This window comes from Massilia niastensis DSM 21313, assembly GCF_000382345.1.
GTDB classification, from domain to species: domain Bacteria; phylum Pseudomonadota; class Gammaproteobacteria; order Burkholderiales; family Burkholderiaceae_D; genus Telluria; species Telluria niastensis.
Genome location: NZ_KB908101.1, coordinates 33,786 through 49,650 on the forward strand (window position 1 = coordinate 33,786; position 15,865 = coordinate 49,650).

Annotated in this window: 11 protein-coding genes; 1 reads left to right on the forward strand and 10 read right to left on the reverse strand. The window is 65.9% G+C overall.

Annotation, left to right across the window (positions count from 1 at the left end):
• Window positions 1-9: 9 nt before the first annotated feature.
• The 9 genes from H162_RS0116055 to H162_RS0116095 form a co-directional block, all read right to left on the reverse strand.
• Window positions 10-777, reverse strand: coding sequence for an SDR family NAD(P)-dependent oxidoreductase (locus tag H162_RS0116055; RefSeq protein ID WP_020654502.1), 768 nt, complete (start codon window positions 775-777; stop codon window positions 10-12).
• Window positions 778-811: 34 nt separating this feature from the next.
• The gene (locus tag H162_RS0116060; RefSeq protein ID WP_020654503.1) at window positions 812-2,383 is read right to left on the reverse strand and encodes an aldehyde dehydrogenase (NADP(+)); all 1,572 of its coding nucleotides are present in this window, start codon (window positions 2,381-2,383) and stop codon (window positions 812-814) included.
• A complete protein-coding gene (gene araD1 / locus H162_RS0116065) occupies window positions 2,380-3,372 on the reverse strand; it encodes an AraD1 family protein (protein WP_020654504.1) in 993 nt (330 codons plus the stop codon). Before araD1 ends, H162_RS0116060 begins: the two co-directional genes overlap by 4 nt.
• Before the next feature lie 85 nt (window positions 3,373-3,457).
• Window positions 3,458-5,200, reverse strand: a complete 1,743-nt coding sequence (locus H162_RS0116070) for an IlvD/Edd family dehydratase (RefSeq protein ID WP_020654505.1) — start codon at window positions 5,198-5,200, stop codon at window positions 3,458-3,460.
• Between the two features lie 143 nt (window positions 5,201-5,343).
• Window positions 5,344-6,225: an SMP-30/gluconolactonase/LRE family protein gene (locus H162_RS0116075; protein ID WP_020654506.1), complete on the reverse strand. Its 882-nt coding sequence runs from the start codon at window positions 6,223-6,225 to the stop codon at window positions 5,344-5,346.
• A gap of 3 nt (window positions 6,226-6,228) precedes the next feature.
• The gene (locus H162_RS0116080) at window positions 6,229-7,278 is read right to left on the reverse strand and encodes an aldose epimerase family protein (RefSeq protein ID WP_026354710.1); all 1,050 of its coding nucleotides are present in this window, start codon (window positions 7,276-7,278) and stop codon (window positions 6,229-6,231) included.
• 13 nt (window positions 7,279-7,291) lie between these two features.
• Window positions 7,292-8,242 carry a glycoside hydrolase family 43 protein gene (locus H162_RS0116085; protein ID WP_020654508.1) on the reverse strand — a complete coding sequence of 317 codons (951 nt, stop codon included), beginning with the start codon at window positions 8,240-8,242 and terminating at the stop codon, window positions 7,292-7,294.
• Window positions 8,243-8,269: 27 nt separating this feature from the next.
• Complete coding sequence (locus H162_RS0116090) at window positions 8,270-9,622, reverse strand: MFS transporter (RefSeq protein WP_020654509.1); 1,353 nt, start codon at window positions 9,620-9,622, stop codon at window positions 8,270-8,272.
• 92 nt (window positions 9,623-9,714) lie between these two features.
• On the reverse strand, window positions 9,715-12,399 hold the full coding sequence (locus tag H162_RS0116095; protein ID WP_020654510.1) for a TonB-dependent receptor: 2,685 nt from the start codon (window positions 12,397-12,399) through the stop codon (window positions 9,715-9,717).
• Window positions 12,400-13,024: 625 nt separating this feature from the next.
• Here H162_RS0116095 and H162_RS0116100 point away from each other — a divergent pair.
• Complete coding sequence (locus H162_RS0116100) at window positions 13,025-14,071, forward strand: porin (RefSeq protein ID WP_020654511.1); 1,047 nt, start codon at window positions 13,025-13,027, stop codon at window positions 14,069-14,071.
• A gap of 89 nt (window positions 14,072-14,160) precedes the next feature.
• Here the strand turns inward: H162_RS0116100 and H162_RS0116105 are convergent, their stop codons facing one another.
• Window positions 14,161-15,861 (reverse strand): methyl-accepting chemotaxis protein, encoded by a 1,701-nt coding sequence (locus tag H162_RS0116105; RefSeq protein ID WP_020654512.1) that lies wholly within the window; start codon window positions 15,859-15,861, stop codon window positions 14,161-14,163.
• Window positions 15,862-15,865: the final 4 nt, after the last annotated feature.

Consider the following 15,865-nt stretch of genomic DNA (forward strand, 5'->3'; position numbering starts at 1 on the left):
TCCACCTCGTCAGGTCCAGCCCGCGTCCACCACGAAATCCTGGGCCGTGCACATCCTGCTGTCGTCGGCACCGAGGAACAGCACCATCTGCGCGATATCTTCCGGCATCAGCTTGCCCGGCAGGCACTGCGCCTTCTTGATCTCGGCTTCGGCTTCCTCGTTCACCCACAGGTCGATCTGGCGCTGGGTCATGACCCAGCCCGGCGTCACGGTATTCACGCGCACGTTGAACGGGCCGAGGTCGCGCGCCAGGCTGCGGGTCAGGCCGATCACGGCCGCCTTGGTGGTGGCGTAGACCGGGTAGCCCGCGCCCTTGGCGTGCCAGGACATGGAGCTGAAGTTGATGATCGAGCCGCCGCCCTTTTTCTTCATGCCCGGCAGGACCGCCTGGCAGGTGAAGAACATCGGACGCTGGTTGATCGCGATGCGCTCGTTCCAGTAGTCGAGCGAGACGTTCTCGATGTCGTGGCGCTGGTCGTTCGCCGCGTTGTTGACCAGCACGTCGAAGTCGCCCAGCTGTTCCGCCAGCTCGGCCATCGTGCGCTGCAGCGCCGGAATGTCGGTGATGTCGCAATAACGGAACACCGGCGCCCGATGGCCTGCCGCGCCCAACCGTGCGCACAGTTCCTCGCTCGCCTGTTTCGCGATGTCCACGAAGGCCACCACGGCGCCCTGCTCCACGAACGCCTGCACGATCGCTTCGCCGATGCCGCTGCCGCCGCCGGTCACGAATACCCGCTTACCCTGCAGGCTGGGATATGTCGCCAACTGTTTCATACTGTCTCCGTCTGTTCTTATTGTGCGTTGATTTTTACGCTTTGGTCAACGCGCCGTCGCGGCGGCGCCAGATGCCGAGCGGGTTGCCGTCGCGCAGGGATTCCGGCAGCAGCTCGGCCGGCAGGTTCTGGTAGCAGACCGGACGCAGGAAGCGGCTGATCGCACCGGTACCGACCGATGTGCTGCGGCCATCGGCCGTCGACGGGAACGGACCGCCGTGCACCATCGCGGTCGAGACCTCGACGCCGGTCGGGAACCCGTTCGCCAGGATGCGGCCGACCTTGCGCTCCAGGACTGGCAGCAGTGCCTTGGCGGCGTCGACGTCGGCCGGATCGATCTGCAGGGTCGCGGTCAGCTGGCCTTCCAGCACTTCCGCCACCTCGCCCAGCTGGGCCACGTCCTTGCAGACCACCAGCACCGAGGCCGGGCCGAACACTTCCTCGTGCAGCTCATGGCGCACCAGGAAGGCTTCCGCGCTGGTGCGGAAGAAGGCGGCGGCGCCCTTGCCTTCCTCATGCTCGAGGCGGGCCAGGGTGCTCAGGGCCTCGTTCCTCGCCAGCGCATCCACGCCGCGGCGGTAGCTGTCGGCGATGTTCTGGTTCAGCATGACGGCGGCGCTGGTGGCCGCCAGCGCGGCGGTCGCGGCCTTGCAGAACGCGTCCAGGCCCGGGCCTTCCACCGCCAGCACGAGGCCGGGGTTGGTGCAGAACTGGCCGACGCCCATGGTCAGCGAGACGGCGAAGCCCTTGCCGATTTCCTCGGCGCGATTCTGCAGCGCGCCCGGCATCACGAACACCGGGTTAATGCTGCTCATCTCGGCATACACCGGGATCGGCTGCTTGCGCACCGCGGCGACCGCCATCAGGGCGGTGCCGCCCGAACGCGAGCCGGTGAAGCCGACCGCCTGGATCGCCGGATGGCCGACCAGGGCCTGGCCGATGCCGTTGCCGGTGCCGGTCAGCAGCGCGAACACGCCGGCCGGCAGTTCGCACAGCTGCACGGCTTTGGCGACGGCGCGCGCCACCAGCTCCGAGGTGCCCGGATGCGCCGAGTGGGCCTTCAGCACCACCGGGCAGCCGGCCGCGAAGGCCGAGGCGGTATCGCCGCCGGCGACCGAGAACGCGAGCGGGAAGTTACTGGCCGCGAACACGGCGACCGGGCCGACGCCGAGCAGGCGCATGCGCAGGTCCGGGCGCGGCGGGCTGCGTTCCGGCAGCGGGCTGTCGAGGCGGGCATCGGCCCAGGAACCTTCGCGCAGCAGTTCGCCGAACATGCGCAGCTGGTTCACGGTGCGCATGCGTTCGCCCTCCAGGCGCACGCGCGGCAGGCCGGTTTCCGCCATCGCGCGTTCGATCAGTTCGTCGCCGATGGCCAGGATCTGCTCGGCCACGGTGTCGAGGAATGTTGCGCGCTGCGCGTCGGTGGTGGCGCGGAAGGTATCGAAGGCCTCGCCCGCCAGGCGGCAGGCGCGGTCGATCTGGTCCGGGGTCACCATGTGGAAGCTTGGTTCCAGGTATTCGCGCCGGGTCGGATCCCAGGCCTTGAAGGAACCCGCGGCGCCGCGTTCCTGGACGCCGCCGATGATGGCTTCGCCGGTGATGCTCATAAGGTCTTCACTTTCGCAAATTCGGTGGCATGGACCGCCAGGCGGTTGCGCAGGGCCGGGCCGAAGGCCGGCGACTCGACTTCGAAGCTCTCGCCCGCCTCGACCCGCACGCTGTCGGCGAAGCTCAGGGTGGCGGTGCCGAAGAAGTGGATGTGCACGTCGCCCGGACGGTTGAACAGGCCGTACTTGAAGTGGTGGTATTCCAGGTTCTCGATGGTGTGCGACATGTTCTGCTCGCCGCTGACAAAGGCCTTCTCCCAGCGCACCTTGCCTTCCTTGTCAAGGATGCGCGAAGTGCCCGCCACGTGGGCCGGCAGGTCGCCGACCAGCAGCGCCGGGCCGACGCCGCAGTTGCGCAGCTTCGAGTGGGCCAGGTAGAGGTAGTTCTGGCGTTCGGTGACGTGGTCCGAGAACTCGTTGCCGATCGCGAAACCGAGGCGGTAAGGCTGGCCGTCGTCGCCGATCAGGTACAGGCCGGCGATCTCCGGCTCTTCGCCGCCGTCGAGCGAGAAGTCGGGCATGTCGAGGTCCTGGCCGGTGGCGCGCAGGATCGAGCCGTCGCCCTTGTAGAACCATTCCGGCTGCACGCCCGGAGTGCCCGATGCGGGCTTGCCGCCTTCGACGCCCATGCGGAACATCTTCATGCTGTCGCTCAGCGTCTCGACGTCGCCGCCGATCTTCTTGTGCATCGCGTCGCGGGTGTCGGCGCTGCCCAGGTGGGTCAGGCCGGTGCCGGTGACGTAGCAGTGGGCCGCGTCCGGATGGTCGAGCGGCGGCAGGATGCGGCCGGAGCTGGCCACGTCGTCGTAGTGGAAGCTCTCGAGGCCGGCGGAGGTGTCGGCCAGTTGCGCCAGCCCGGTGCCGCAGGCGATGGCGGCGCGCGCCAGGTCCAGCGTGGTGGCGTAGCCGTTGATGACGCGGATGATGTTGTCGTGCAGGATGCCGACACGGCGCTCCTGCGATTCGGTCAGAAATTGTACGAGCAGCATGGCCCGGTCTCCTTGTTGGTGTCCAGTCGGGATACGTGCGTTGAACGCGTGGACAGCAAGCTGTCCACGCGTTCCAACGTATGAATCAGTGCGAGTGCTTGGGAACCGCGGAACCGCGGCAGCCCTTGAGGAAGTCGAAGTCGCAGCCTTCGTCCGCCTGCAGCACGTGGTCGAGATAGAGCCGCTGGTAGCCGCTGTGCTGGACCGGCTTGCTGTTCTCGGCGCGGTCGGCCAGGCGCTTGCGGATCTCTTCGTCCGACAGCTCGACGTTCAGGGCGCCGCCCTGGCAATCCAGCTGGATCCAGTCGCCATCCTGGACGATGCCCAGCGGGCCGCCGGCCATCGCTTCCGGCGCCACGTGCAGCACCACGGTGCCGTAGGCGGTGCCGCTCATGCGGGCGTCCGAGATGCGCACCATGTCGGTGACGCCTTTCGCCAGCAGCTTGGGCGGCAGGCCCATGTTGCCCACTTCGGCCATGCCCGGGTAACCCTTCGGGCCGCAGTTCTTCATCAGGAGCACCGAGTTCTCGTCCACGTCCAGGTCCGGGTCGTTGATGCGCTGCTTGTAGTGGTCGAAGTCCTCGAACACGACCGCCTTGCCGCGGTGCTTCATCAGGTGCGGCGAGGCTGCCGACGGCTTGAGCACGGCGCCGCGCGGGGCCAGGTTGCCGCGCAGGATGCAGATGCCGCCATCGGCGATCAGCGGGTTGTCCAGCTTGCGCACCACTTCGTCGTTGTAGATCGGCGCGTCTTCGCAGTTCTGCCACAGGCTCCTGCCGTTGACGGTCAGCGCGTCCTTGTGCGGGATCAGGTCGCCCTCGCCCAGGCGGCGGATCACGGCCGGCAGGCCGCCCGCGTAGTAGAACTCTTCCATCAGGTAGCGGCCCGAAGGCAGCAGGTCGACCACGGTCGGGGTGCCCTTGCCGATCCTGGTCCAGTCTTCCAGCTCGAGCGGCACGCCGACGCGGCCGGCGATCGCCTTCAGGTGGATCACGGCGTTGGTCGAGCCGCCGATCGCAGCATTGACACGAATTGCGTTCTCGAAGTTCTCGCGCTTCAGGATCTTCGACAGCTTCAGGTCTTCGTGCACCATCTCGACGATGCGGATGCCCGACATGTGGGCCAGCACGTAGCGGCGCGCGTCCACCGCCGGAATCGCGGCGTTGTGCGGCAGCGAGGTGCCCAGCGCCTCGGCCATGCAGGCCATGGTCGATGCGGTGCCCATGGTGTTGCAGGTGCCGGCCGAGCGCGAGTGGCCGGCTTCGGCGGACAGGAATTCGTGCATCGTGATCTGGCCGGCCTTGGCCTGCTCGTGCAGCTGCCAGACGGCGGTGCCGGAACCGATGTCCTTGCCGTTCAGCTTACCGTTGAGCATGGGGCCGCCGGTGACGACGATGGTCGGCAGGTCGACGCTGGCCGCGCCCATCAGCAGGGCCGGGGTGGTCTTGTCGCAACCGACCAGCAGCACGACGGCGTCCATCGGGTTGCCGCGGATCGATTCTTCGACGTCCATGCTGGCCAGGTTACGGGTCAGCATGGCGGTCGGGCGCAGGTTCGATTCGCCGTTCGAGAACACGGGGAACTCGACCGGGAAGCCGCCGGCTTCCAGGATCCCGCGCTTGACGTGTTCGGCCAGCTTGCGGAAATGGGCGTTGCAGGGGGTGAGTTCGGACCAGGTGTTGCAGATGCCGATGATCGGCTTGCCCTGGAATTCATGGTCGGGAATGCCCTGGTTCTTCATCCAGCTCCGGTACATGAAGCCGTTCTTGTCCTGGGTCCCGAACCACGCGGCGGAGCGCAGCGTGGTCTTTTTCTTCGTCTCGGACATTTCAGTATTCCTCCTCGTTATTTTTCGGCCAGAGCCGGGGTGTGCCGCTCTGGTGTCTCCCGATCAGCGATAAGGCATACTAAAATGCATCAAGATAACTTTCCAATCAATTTTTAGCCAACATCGATATCGCTTTTAGTATCTCAGCGATGCAGGAAGCGGGACTCGGGCAAGCCGCGCACGTCCAGCGCCTGGCGGAACACGGCGCCCGACAGGGGCGCGGCGGCGCGGTCGTTCTGCGTCATGCCGAGATGGGCGCTGGTGACGTAGAGCGTGGACAGATCGGGCCCGCCGAACGCCGGGCAGCTCGGCTGCGGGGCGTCGAGCTCCAGCACGCGGTCCAGGCGGCCATCCGGTGCGAAGCGCATCACCTGCCCCGCTCCCCAGCGCGTCGTCCACAGGTAGCCGTCGGCATCGATGGTGGAACCATCCGGCTCTCCCGGCGCCGCATCGGCCGCGACGAACACGCGCGCTTCGCCGATCTCGCCGCTGCACGGGTTGTAGTCGCAACAGCGGATCTCCCGCGTCAGCGAATCGGCGAAGTACATCCTGCGCCCGTCCGGACTGAAGCAGATACTGTTCGCGATCGCGACATGCCCGAGCGGCAGGCGTTCGAGACTCAGGTCGAGGTTCAGGCGGTAGAAACTGCCCATGGCGGACTTCGGATTCTCGGCCTGGTTGAACATGCCGAACACGAAGCGTCCCTGGCGGTCGCAACGGCCGTCGTTCAGGCGCGTGGAGGGGATGTCGGCCTCGACGTCGCAGATGCGCGTCACTTTGCCGGTCGAAAACGTGAAGAAGGCCAGGCCCGAGGCCAGCCCCAGCAGCAGGCGGTCGTCGCTGCCGGTCAGGGCGAAGGAGCACAGGCGCTCGGGCAGTTGCCAGCTGAACGTCTTGCCGGTGGATGGCGAGTGCGACCACAGGGTCGAGGCCGGAATATCGGTCCACAGCAGGCGCCGGGTGCGTTCGCACCACAGCACGCATTCGCCCAGCTCGTGCCGGGTGTCGAGGAACAGCTCCATCATGCGTTATTTCTCCACGGAGAAGCGGAAACGGGAAACGGTCTGGTACACCTCGCCCGGACGCAGGATCGTGTTCGGGAACTGCGGCTGGTTCGGCGAATCCGGGAAGTGCTGCGGCTCCAGGCAGAAGCCGCTGCGGTGGGCATAGCTGCGGCCCTTGCCCTTGAGCGTGCCGTCGAGGAAGTTCCCGCTGTAGAACTGCACGCCCGGCTCCTCGGTGTACAGCTCCAGCACCCGGCCCGAGCCCGGCTCGACCACGCGCGCGGCGCGCGTCATGGTCTTGCCGTTCGGCTTGTTGAGCGCGAAGTTATGGTCGTAGCCCAGGCCATGGCGCAGCTGCTTGTCCGGCTGGCCGATGCGCTCGCCGATCGGACGCGGGGTGCGGAAGTCGAAGGGCGTGCCCGCCACCTGCGCCAGCGCGCCGAGCGGGATCGATTCGGCGTCGATCGGGACGAAGGCGTCGGCATCGATGCTCAGCTCGTGGCCCAGGATATCACCCTCGCCCGCCAGGTTGAAGTAGCTGTGCTGGGTCAGGTTTACCGGCGTGGGCCGGTCGCTCACCGCATGGAAGCGCACCACCAGCTCGTTGTCGTCGGTCAGGGTGTAGACCACGGTGGCATCCAGGTTGCCCGGGTAGCCCTGCTCGCCGTCCACGCTGCGGTAGCTCAGGCGCAGGCTGTCGCCGTCGATGGCGGCGTTCCACCTGACCTTGTCGAAGCCGGCCGGCCCGCCATGCAGGTGGTTGTTGCCGTTGTTCGTCGGCAGCTGGAATGCCTTGCCATCGAGGGTGAAGCGCCCTTTTCCGATGCGGTTGCCGTAGCGGCCGATCAGCGCCCCGAAATACGGGCTGTCGCCGCGGTAGGGTTCGAGCGTGTCGAACCCGAGCACCACGTCGGCGAAGCGGCCCTCGCGGTCGGGCGCATGCAGCTCGGTGATGACGCCGCCGAAGTCGATGATCTTCACCACCATGCCATTGGCATTGGCGAGCGTGAATTGCGTAATGGACGCGCCGTCAGGCAACTGCCCGAACGGCGCTTGCGTGATACCGGTATGCACGGTGTTGTCGTCCTCAGTAAGTGGATGGCCGACCGAAGACCGGCATCCCCTGCTCGTCCCAGCGCAGCGGTTTCACGAAGGTGTGACGATCGGGATTCCAGAGCGGATCGCCGACGATCTCGGTGTACGTGCGCGCGTGGTAGACCAGCATGACGGTGTCGTTGTCTTCGGCATACGTGAAGCTGTTGTGACCTGGGCCGTAGATGCCATGATCGTAACACGTACGAAAAACCGGCTCTGTCGCCTTGGTCCAGGACGCGGGGTCGAGCAGGTCGGCGTCCTCGTCGGCCCACAGCAGGCCCATCGCGTAGTTATGGTCGGTGGCGCTGGCGGAATAGCTGATGAAGATCTTGCCGTTGCGGCGCAGGACCGACGGGCCTTCGTTGACCCAGAAGCCGATGGTTTCCCAGTCGTATTCCGGCTTGCTCAGCAGGATAGGCTTGCCCTCGATCTGCGTCGGGGTCTTCATCGGGGCGATGTAGAGGTTCGAGTTGCCCTCGATCTCGACATCCTTCTGCGCCCACAGGTAGTACAGCCGGCCCTTGTGGGTGAAGGTGGTGGCGTCCAGGCAGAAGCTGTCGATGCCGGTGTCGACCTGGCCCATGAACTCCCACTCGCCTTCCAGCGGGTTGGCGCTGGCGTTGCGGATCGCGTACATGCGGTGCTGGAACAGCTTGTGCTTGATGTCGCGGCTGGGGGCGGCGGCGAAATACACGTACCAGGCGCCCTGGTTGAAGTGGATCTCGGGGGCCCAGACCAGTTCGGAGTAAGGGCCGGTGTCGGGCTTGGTCCAGGCGGTGACCGTGTGGGCGCTGGCCAGGCCGGCGATGGTGCTTGCGCGGCGCAGCTCGATGCGGTCGTACAGGGGGACCGAGGCGGTGAAGTAGTAATAGCCGTCGGTGTGCTTGTAGATGTACGGATCGGCGCGTTGTTCGATCAGGGGTTTCAGCAGGGTTTCTTGCATGGTCATCTCGATTCGGTTGTTGGCCCGTTAGCTGGCGACGTAGCCGTGGGTATGCATTTCTTTCTTGACGGTGCTGTAGTAGCTGTCGCTGATGCGGTACTTGAACATCAGGGCGCCCATCAGGAAGTGGAAGAAGCCCGGGATCACGGACAGCATCAGGGCGATGCCCTGCAGCGCCAGGCTCGACTGTTCCTGGTTCGGCTGGTACTGGAAGTAGTTCAGCAGGATGCCGACCATCGCGCCGCCGATCGCCATGCCGGCCTTCTGGCACACCGAGATGCCGCCGAAGGCGAAGCCCGAGACGCGCTTGCCGGTCTTGACCTGGCCGTAGTCGATGGTCTCGGCGATCGCCGACCAGAACACCGGCGCGTGCAGGTCCACCACCAGCGACAGCACGAAGTACAGCGCGAAGGCCAGCACCAGGTCGCCCGGCTTCACCAGGAAGTAGATCAGCACGCTCAGCACCGCCACCGCGAGCTGGGTGTTGCGGAACAGCTTGACCTTGCAGTAGAACTTGGTGGTCCAGGTGGACACCACCATCGCCAGGATCGCCGCCGCCACGCCGGTCGACAGGAAGGCCGAGACCGTCGCCGTGTCCCCGCCCAGGTAGTACTTGGCGTAGTAGATCGCCACCGAGCCGCGGATCACGTAGCCGATGGTGCCGGTCACGCACACCGCGCACAGGATCAGCCACTGGTCGTTCTGCAGCAGCACCTTGACCTGGTCGCGCAGCGGCTGCTTCTCCACCTTGTGGATCACGCGCTCGGTGGTGGTGAAGAAGCACAGCAGGAACAGCAGCACGCCCATCGCCGCCATCACCGCCATCGCCGCCTGGTAGCCGGCCGCCGGATTGGCGTCGTCCCAGTGCTTGGCCAGCATCGGCACGATGATCGTCACCATGAAGGCGCCCACCTTGGCGAAGAACAGGCGGTAGCCGTTGGCCGACAGGCGTTCCTGCGGGTCCGAGGTCAGGCCGCTGATCAGCGAGATGTAGGGAATGCCCACGCCCGCCGTCATCAGGGTCATCAGGATGTAGGTCGAGTAGGCCCAGACCAGCTTGGCGTCATAGCCCCAGTCCGGGGTGGTGAACACCAGGAACACGCTCAGGCCGTAGGGCAGCGCCAGCAGCAGCAGGTAGGGACGGTAGCGCCCCCAGCGCGACAGGAAGGCGTCGGTCATCTGCCCCATCGCCAGGTCGGCGATCGCCCCCACCAGCTTCACGGCCACGAACAGCGCCGCCAGGTCGCTGGTCTTGAGACCGTAGATGTCGGTATAGAAGAAGGTAATGATCAGCATCATCGACGAGATCACCACGTTGAGGGCCATGTCGCCGGCGCCGAAGCCCGCTTTTTCGATGGTGGAGAGTTTTTGAGTTTGCATGATTCCCGTCCGTTCCAAACAACCGGGGGCACTGCCCGGAAATGCGGTGCAGCGCCCCTTTGTTTACTTCGTCAGCCTGTCAGGGACCGGCTTCAATTGCGCCAGCGCAGGGCCAGGCCCACCACCCGGTCGTAGCGGCGGATGTCGCGCGGCAGCTGCGGCACGCTGTGGTAGTCGTGGTACGCCTGGTCCAGCAGGTTGCTGCCGTCCAGCGTGATGGTCACGTTATCGGTCAGCTTGTACGAGATCGACGCGTCCAGGGTCTTGAGCGGATCGACGACGATGTTGTACGGGGTCGCACGGTAGTTGTACTCGGCCGTGAACTTGTCGCGCCAGCTGTAGGCCACGCGCGCCGACCACTTGCCGTACTCGTACAGGCCCACCAGGTTGGCCGAGCGGCGCGACATGCCGGCGAAGGTGTTGATGGTGCCATCCGCTTCGGCCAGGCCGCCGTCCATGAAGGTGACGTTGGCCTGCATGCCCAGGCCGCCCAGCCAGCCCGGGAGCGAGGTGTAGAACTGCTGGTAGGCCAGTTCGGCGCCTTTCAGGCTGCCCTCCACCGCGTTGTACGGACGGCTGACGTTGTAGGTCACGCCGTCGTGGACTTCCGGACGCGAGGTGCGGCGCAGGTAGTTCTCGTACTTGTGGTGGAACAGCGTGGTGGTGAACGAGCCGGCCGGCGCGAAGTACCACTCCAGGGCCACGTCGACGTTGCGCGCTTCCTGCGGTTTCAGTTGCGGGTTGCCCGCGGTGCCGGTCGCCAGGGTGGTCGTGGTCGACGGGAACAGCACCAGGCCCGGATTGAAGTCGCCGAACGGCGCGCGCTCGATCGCCTTGCTCGCGCTCAGGCGGCCGATCAGGTCCTGGCGGAAGTGGGCGCGCATCGACAGGCTCGGAAGCACGTCGTTGGTCGAGGTTTCGACGGTGGTCGGCGAAATCACGCCGTTGTTCGACGAGAAGCCGCTGATGCGCTGCTTGGTCTTCACGTAGCGCGCGCCGACGGTGCCGTCCACGGGAATCGGGCCGGCGTCGAAGCCGAAGTTCGCCTTCAGGTAGACCGCCTGGGTCTTCTCGCGATCCGCATAGAACGACAGCGGATCGTCGGCCTTCGGCGCGGAACTTCCCGTCACCGCCTGGCGCACCACGGCGGTGTTATCGAGCAGGTAGTCCAGGCACGGGGCGTAGAACTGGTTCATGCCGTAGTCGCCGCCGGTCTCGGGGCTGGTGCAGTTCAGGCCCGGGATGCTGGTGACCTTGATGGCGTTCGGCGTAAACCTTCTCGGCGCTTCCGAAAAGCCGTTCAGCTCATGCACGTAGGTGGCGTCGCGCCGGGCGATGCGCGCGCCGGCGCTGACTTCCTTGATGAAGCCGTCGGCTTCCGGCATCCAGGCGATATCGCCGCGCCAGTCGGTGGCCGCGCCGCGCGAGCGGTTGTGGTTGTCGAACAGGGCGAACAGGGTCCAGTTGTTCGGGTCGGTCATGTTCACGCCCGGGTAGGTCAGGAAGCCGCCGCCGTCGCGCACTTCGGCGCTGATCGGCTTGGCGATATCCATCACCGTGTCGAGGATCGGGTTCTGCTGGCTGTACTTGCTGACGGTACGCACCAGTTCGGAGCTGACACGGATGCCCGGCGTGACTTTCCAGATCGCGCCGACCGCACCCTGGTGGGTTTCCGAGTCGTCGCGCCGCGCCTGGGTCGAGCTCAGGGTGAAGGTATTGACGTTCGGGTTGCTGATCGAGTGCAGGTAGTTCGTGCCCGGCACGGTCGTGACGGTCGAAGCTGGGTTATTGATCGGCAGGCCGCCGACGAAGAAGATGCTCTGCGAGTCGTGGTCGATCTTGGTCGAGAAGCCTTCGGCATAGACCTCGAGGTCCTTGCTCGGACGCCACTGCGCCGACAGGTTGCCGGCCACGCGCTTGCGGTCGCCGCTGCCCATCACGCGGCCCATCGCGTCGGCGCCGGTGATGCCGCGGTCGATCGTCATCGGCGCGCCGACGAAGGCGGTTTCGTCGTGGTAGCGGCCGCGCTGGTACGACAGGCCGCCCAGCAGGCCGATCTCGCCGATGCCGGTCTTCCAGCGGTTCGACAGCATGCCCGAGACGTTCGGGTCGACCTTGTCGGCCTTGTCGCGGTGCTCGCCGCGGACGTTGAACGCGGCCTGCGCGCCCTTGAAGTCGAACGGACGGTTGGTGCGCACGTCGATCACGCCCGAGGTGCCGCCTTCGACCATGTCGGCGCCCTGCGATTTATACACGTCCACGCGCTGCAGCATCGCGACCGGCACGTCGGCCAGGAACAGGCTGCGGCCGGCGGCGGTGAACATCTCGCGGCCGTTGTACAGGGTGGTGATGCCGCCCAGGCCGCGGATCACGACGTTGCCGGCTTCGCCGTTCTGGCGGATCACCTGCACGCCGGGCACGCGGCCGAGGATCTCGGCGACGTTCTTGTCCGGGAACTTGCCGATGTCGTCGGCGACGATGGAATCGATGACCTGCTCGGCGTTGCGCTTGATGTTCTGGGCGCTCTGGGCCGCCTGGCGGGTGCCGGTGACGGTGACGATGGCGGCCTGCTTGTCGGCGTCCTTGCGCGCGCTGCCGGTCGCGGCATCGGCCGGGGCTTGCGCCACCGGTGCATCGGCCGGAGCGGCGGCGACTTCCTGGGCGCCGACGGTGGCGGCGCTCATCAGACCCGCGCCGGCAAGGGCTGCGACGGTTGCGCGCAACATGAATGCGCGGCAGGTGTTGGGCACGGCTTGGCCCGATGCATAGCGTTTCATACGTCTCCTCTGTCGTTATTAGGTGCGCCGCCTTGTGGGGGCGGCTGCATTTTTTTCATGCTTGACAGAATGGTAGGCGCTGCATCGAGATCGATCCAATCAATTTTTCGGGCGTTCCGATACCGATTTCTGTATCGAAACCGAGTATAATTTTGATAGCGCTCGCAGAATAGTGTGAACATTCTGACCTGTCGGTAACACGCAACGGATGCGTTGAGCGAGCGCAAAGTGCATAAGCATAGTGCTAAGGATTATTGGGCGAGCACTTGCCCAGCTGTTAAGGTAGTGCTCTGAGTCACTATTTCACAAGAATAATGAATCTCAAACACGCCACAATTTTCCGCGCCGGCGCATCTTGTACGCCGGCTCGCCCGCGTTCTCGCTCCCGCATCGATCATCGCTGCGTTCATGGGCTGCTTACCGCGGGCTTGCGCTTCGCGTAGTCCTATTCCGACACGTTCGCGGCGTAATTCATACCATCCTGACGCTACAGCTGGTAAAAGGCGGCATCGGTACAACAGTCCGGGCCCTATTAGCCCCCTCGCAAGAGGGAATCGGTGACAAATAGCCACCCCTCGTGTCATGATTCGAGTGGTGCTAAAACATCAAACATGGAGAAAATCTAATGAAACAAAAAATCCTTGCAGCGGCCCTCCTGGCTTCCCTGCCCCTGTTCGCCCAGGCGCAGACCAGCGTCACTATCTACGGCCTGGTGGACGCTTCTGTCGGCGTCGAGGACAGCGACGCGCCCGGTGAGGACAGCCGCTTCGTCACCCAGTCCGGCACCCAGTCGACCAGCCGCATCGGTTTCCGCGGCACCGAAGACCTCGGTAACGGCCTGAAAGCCCTCTTCAACCTGGAAGCCGGCGTTGCCGTCGACACCGGCGCGGGCGATTCCCAGCTGTTCCAGCGCCGCGCCGTGGTTGGCCTGCAGGGCAACTTCGGTACCGTCACCGTGGGTCGCGAATACGGTCCGATCGCTTCGGTCGCCGCCGCCTCCGATACCCTGGGCCAGGGCTTCTACGGCTCCAACCTGGCAGCCTTCTCGGGCACCGACCGCCTGACCCGCCGCCTCGCAAACTCGGTCAACTACAAGAGCAACCCGCTGAGCGGCTTCACCCTGGGCGCGGCCTACTCGGCCGGCGAGACCGCCACCGGCCCGTCGGCCGACCTGGCTGGCGTGTCGCTGGAATACGCGAACGCGGGCCTGTACCTGGGCGTCGCGTACCAGAACGTCGAGCGACTGGCCAGCGACGACGACAACCAATACGGTTTCGGCGCGGGCTACAAGTTCGGCGATTTCGAAGTCCGTGGCGGCTACCTGGTGGCTGACCGTGCCGGCGTGCCAGGTTCGGGTACGGACAGCAAGTATGAGCAGGGCAACCTCGGCGTGTCCTACGCTACCGGTCCGAACAAGTTCTTCCTGAACTTCCAGCAGCAGCGCCTGGGCGTCGGCCCCGGCGACAGCTACTCCAAGGGCAGCGCCGTTACCCTGGCCTACACCTACACGCTGTCGAAGCGCACCAACATCTACAGCACCCTGGCCCACATGCGCAACGGCAACAACGCAGTGTTCGGCCTGACCTCGGCTGGCGCCACCCTGACGCCGCCGGTCACCGCGCTCGGCGCAGATCCGCGCGTGTTCAACGTGGGCGTGCGTCACTCGTTCTAATCGTTCGCATCAGCGACAAAAAAACGGCAAGCTTCGGCTTGCCGTTTTTTCTTTTCACAGCGCCGCCTCTCGCGAGCGGCCCGATTGCATCAGAACTCTTCCCATTCCCCTGCCGGCGCCAGGGTCCTTGCCTTGGCTGCTGCCGTTCGCGTCAGCACTGGCTTGCCCGCTGCCAGGACCCGCGGTGCACGCACTGGCTGAGGAGCGCTCCTGGCCGTGGACGCGCTTGCGGCGAGCGCCTGGGCATTCCCGATATGGAAGCCCGCCACGACCTCCGCCAACTTTGCTGCCTGCTCCTGCATCGACGTCGCCGCAGCAGCCGCCTCCTCGACCAGGGCCGCGTTCTGCTGCGTGCCCTCGTCCATCTGCACCACCGCCTGGTTGATCTGCTCGATGCCGGCCGTCTGTTCCTGGCTGGCCGCGGTGATCTCGGACATGATGTTGGTCACGCGGCGCACGCTGCCCACGATCTCTCCCATCGTCGCGCCGGCTTCGGCCACCAGCTTGCTGCCGGTGGCGACCTTGTCGGTCGAGTCTTTGATCAGGGTCTTGATTTCCTTGGCTGCCGCGGCCGAACGCTGGGCCAGGCTGCGCACCTCGGTCGCGACCACGGCGAAGCCGCGTCCCTGCTCGCCGGCGCGGGCGGCTTCGACCGCCGCGTTCAGCGCCAGGATGTTGGTCTGGAACGCGATGCCGTCGATGACGCCGATGATGTCCTTGATCCTGGTCGCCGACGTATTGATCTCGTTCATGGTGCCGACCACCTGGCCGATCACCTGGCCGCCGCGTTCCGCCACGTTCGACGCCGCCTCGGCCAGCACATTCGCCTGGCGCGCGTTGTCGGCGTTCTGCTTGACCGTCGACGTCAGTTCTTCCATCGACGACGCGGTCTCTTCCAGCGCGCCGGCCTGCTGCTCGGTGCGGGACGACAGGTCCTGGCTGCCGGCCGCCACCTGGGCGGCGGCGACCGCGATGGTGTCGGTGCCCGTGCGGACCGTGCCGACGGTGCGCGCCAAATTCTCGTTCATGGTCTTCAGCGCCTGCAGCAGCTGGCCGGCCTCGTCGCGGGTGCTGACCTCGATCTGGCTGGTCAGGTCGCCGGCGGCCACCGTGTTGGCCACTTCCAGCGCGCGCGTCACCGGACGGGTGATCGAACGGCTGATCCACCAGGCCACCACGCCGGCCAGCGCCAGCGCGGCGGCGCCGCAGCCCCACATCAGCATCGCGGTGCTCCTGTAGGTCTGGGCCGCGGCGATGGCGCCTTCGGTGCTGAGCTGCTTCTGCACCGCCGCCAGTTCGCCGATGGTGCCCTTCAGGCGCCCCAGGCGCTCGCGCATCTCGCTGTTCAGGAAGGCGCGCGCCTCCTCGTGGGCGCCGGCGTGGATGTGCCGGATCTGGATGTCCTGGCCGGCCGCGTAGTCCGCCAGTTCCTGCTCCATGCGGGCCAGCAGCTCACGCGACTTGCCGTTCCTGAGCGTCGCTTTCAGCCCGGTCATGATCTCGCCCAGCTTGCGCCGCGAGGCGTGGATGGTCTCGGCATGCGCCTGGCGGGCGGCCGCTTCCTCGGTCAGCATCATGTTGCGCATCGCGAGCGCGACGCTGTCGACCTCGCCGAGGAGCTTGCCGGTCGCCTCGATCCGGGGCATGCGGTGATGGACGATCTGGTCGGTGACCTCGTTCAGGCGCGCGAGCATGGCATTGCTCAGGACGATCATCACGACGATCATGGAGCAGACAAGGCCGAAGCCGAGGGCCAGGCGTTTGCCGATTTTCAGGTTTGCGAGATTCATGGTC

Excerpts from the sequence above, each read along its gene's own strand:
- H162_RS0116055 (WP_020654502.1), bottom strand. The coding sequence starts at position 777 with ATGAAACAGTTGGCGACATATCCCAGCCTGCAGGGTAAGCGGGTATTC.
- H162_RS0116060 (WP_020654503.1), bottom strand. The coding sequence starts at position 2,383 with ATGAGCATCACCGGCGAAGCCATCATCGGCGGCGTCCAGGAACGCGGC.
- araD1 (WP_020654504.1), bottom strand. The coding sequence starts at position 3,372 with ATGCTGCTCGTACAATTTCTGACCGAATCGCAGGAGCGCCGTGTCGGC.
- H162_RS0116070 (WP_020654505.1), bottom strand. The coding sequence starts at position 5,200 with ATGTCCGAGACGAAGAAAAAGACCACGCTGCGCTCCGCCGCGTGGTTC.
- H162_RS0116075 (WP_020654506.1), bottom strand. The coding sequence starts at position 6,225 with ATGATGGAGCTGTTCCTCGACACCCGGCACGAGCTGGGCGAATGCGTG.
- H162_RS0116085 (WP_020654508.1), bottom strand. The coding sequence starts at position 8,242 with ATGCAAGAAACCCTGCTGAAACCCCTGATCGAACAACGCGCCGATCCG.
- H162_RS0116090 (WP_020654509.1), bottom strand. The coding sequence starts at position 9,622 with ATGCAAACTCAAAAACTCTCCACCATCGAAAAAGCGGGCTTCGGCGCC.
- H162_RS0116095 (WP_020654510.1), bottom strand. The coding sequence starts at position 12,399 with ATGAAACGCTATGCATCGGGCCAAGCCGTGCCCAACACCTGCCGCGCA.
- H162_RS0116100 (WP_020654511.1), top strand. The coding sequence starts at position 13,025 with ATGAAACAAAAAATCCTTGCAGCGGCCCTCCTGGCTTCCCTGCCCCTG.
- H162_RS0116105 (WP_020654512.1), bottom strand. The coding sequence starts at position 15,861 with ATGAATCTCGCAAACCTGAAAATCGGCAAACGCCTGGCCCTCGGCTTC.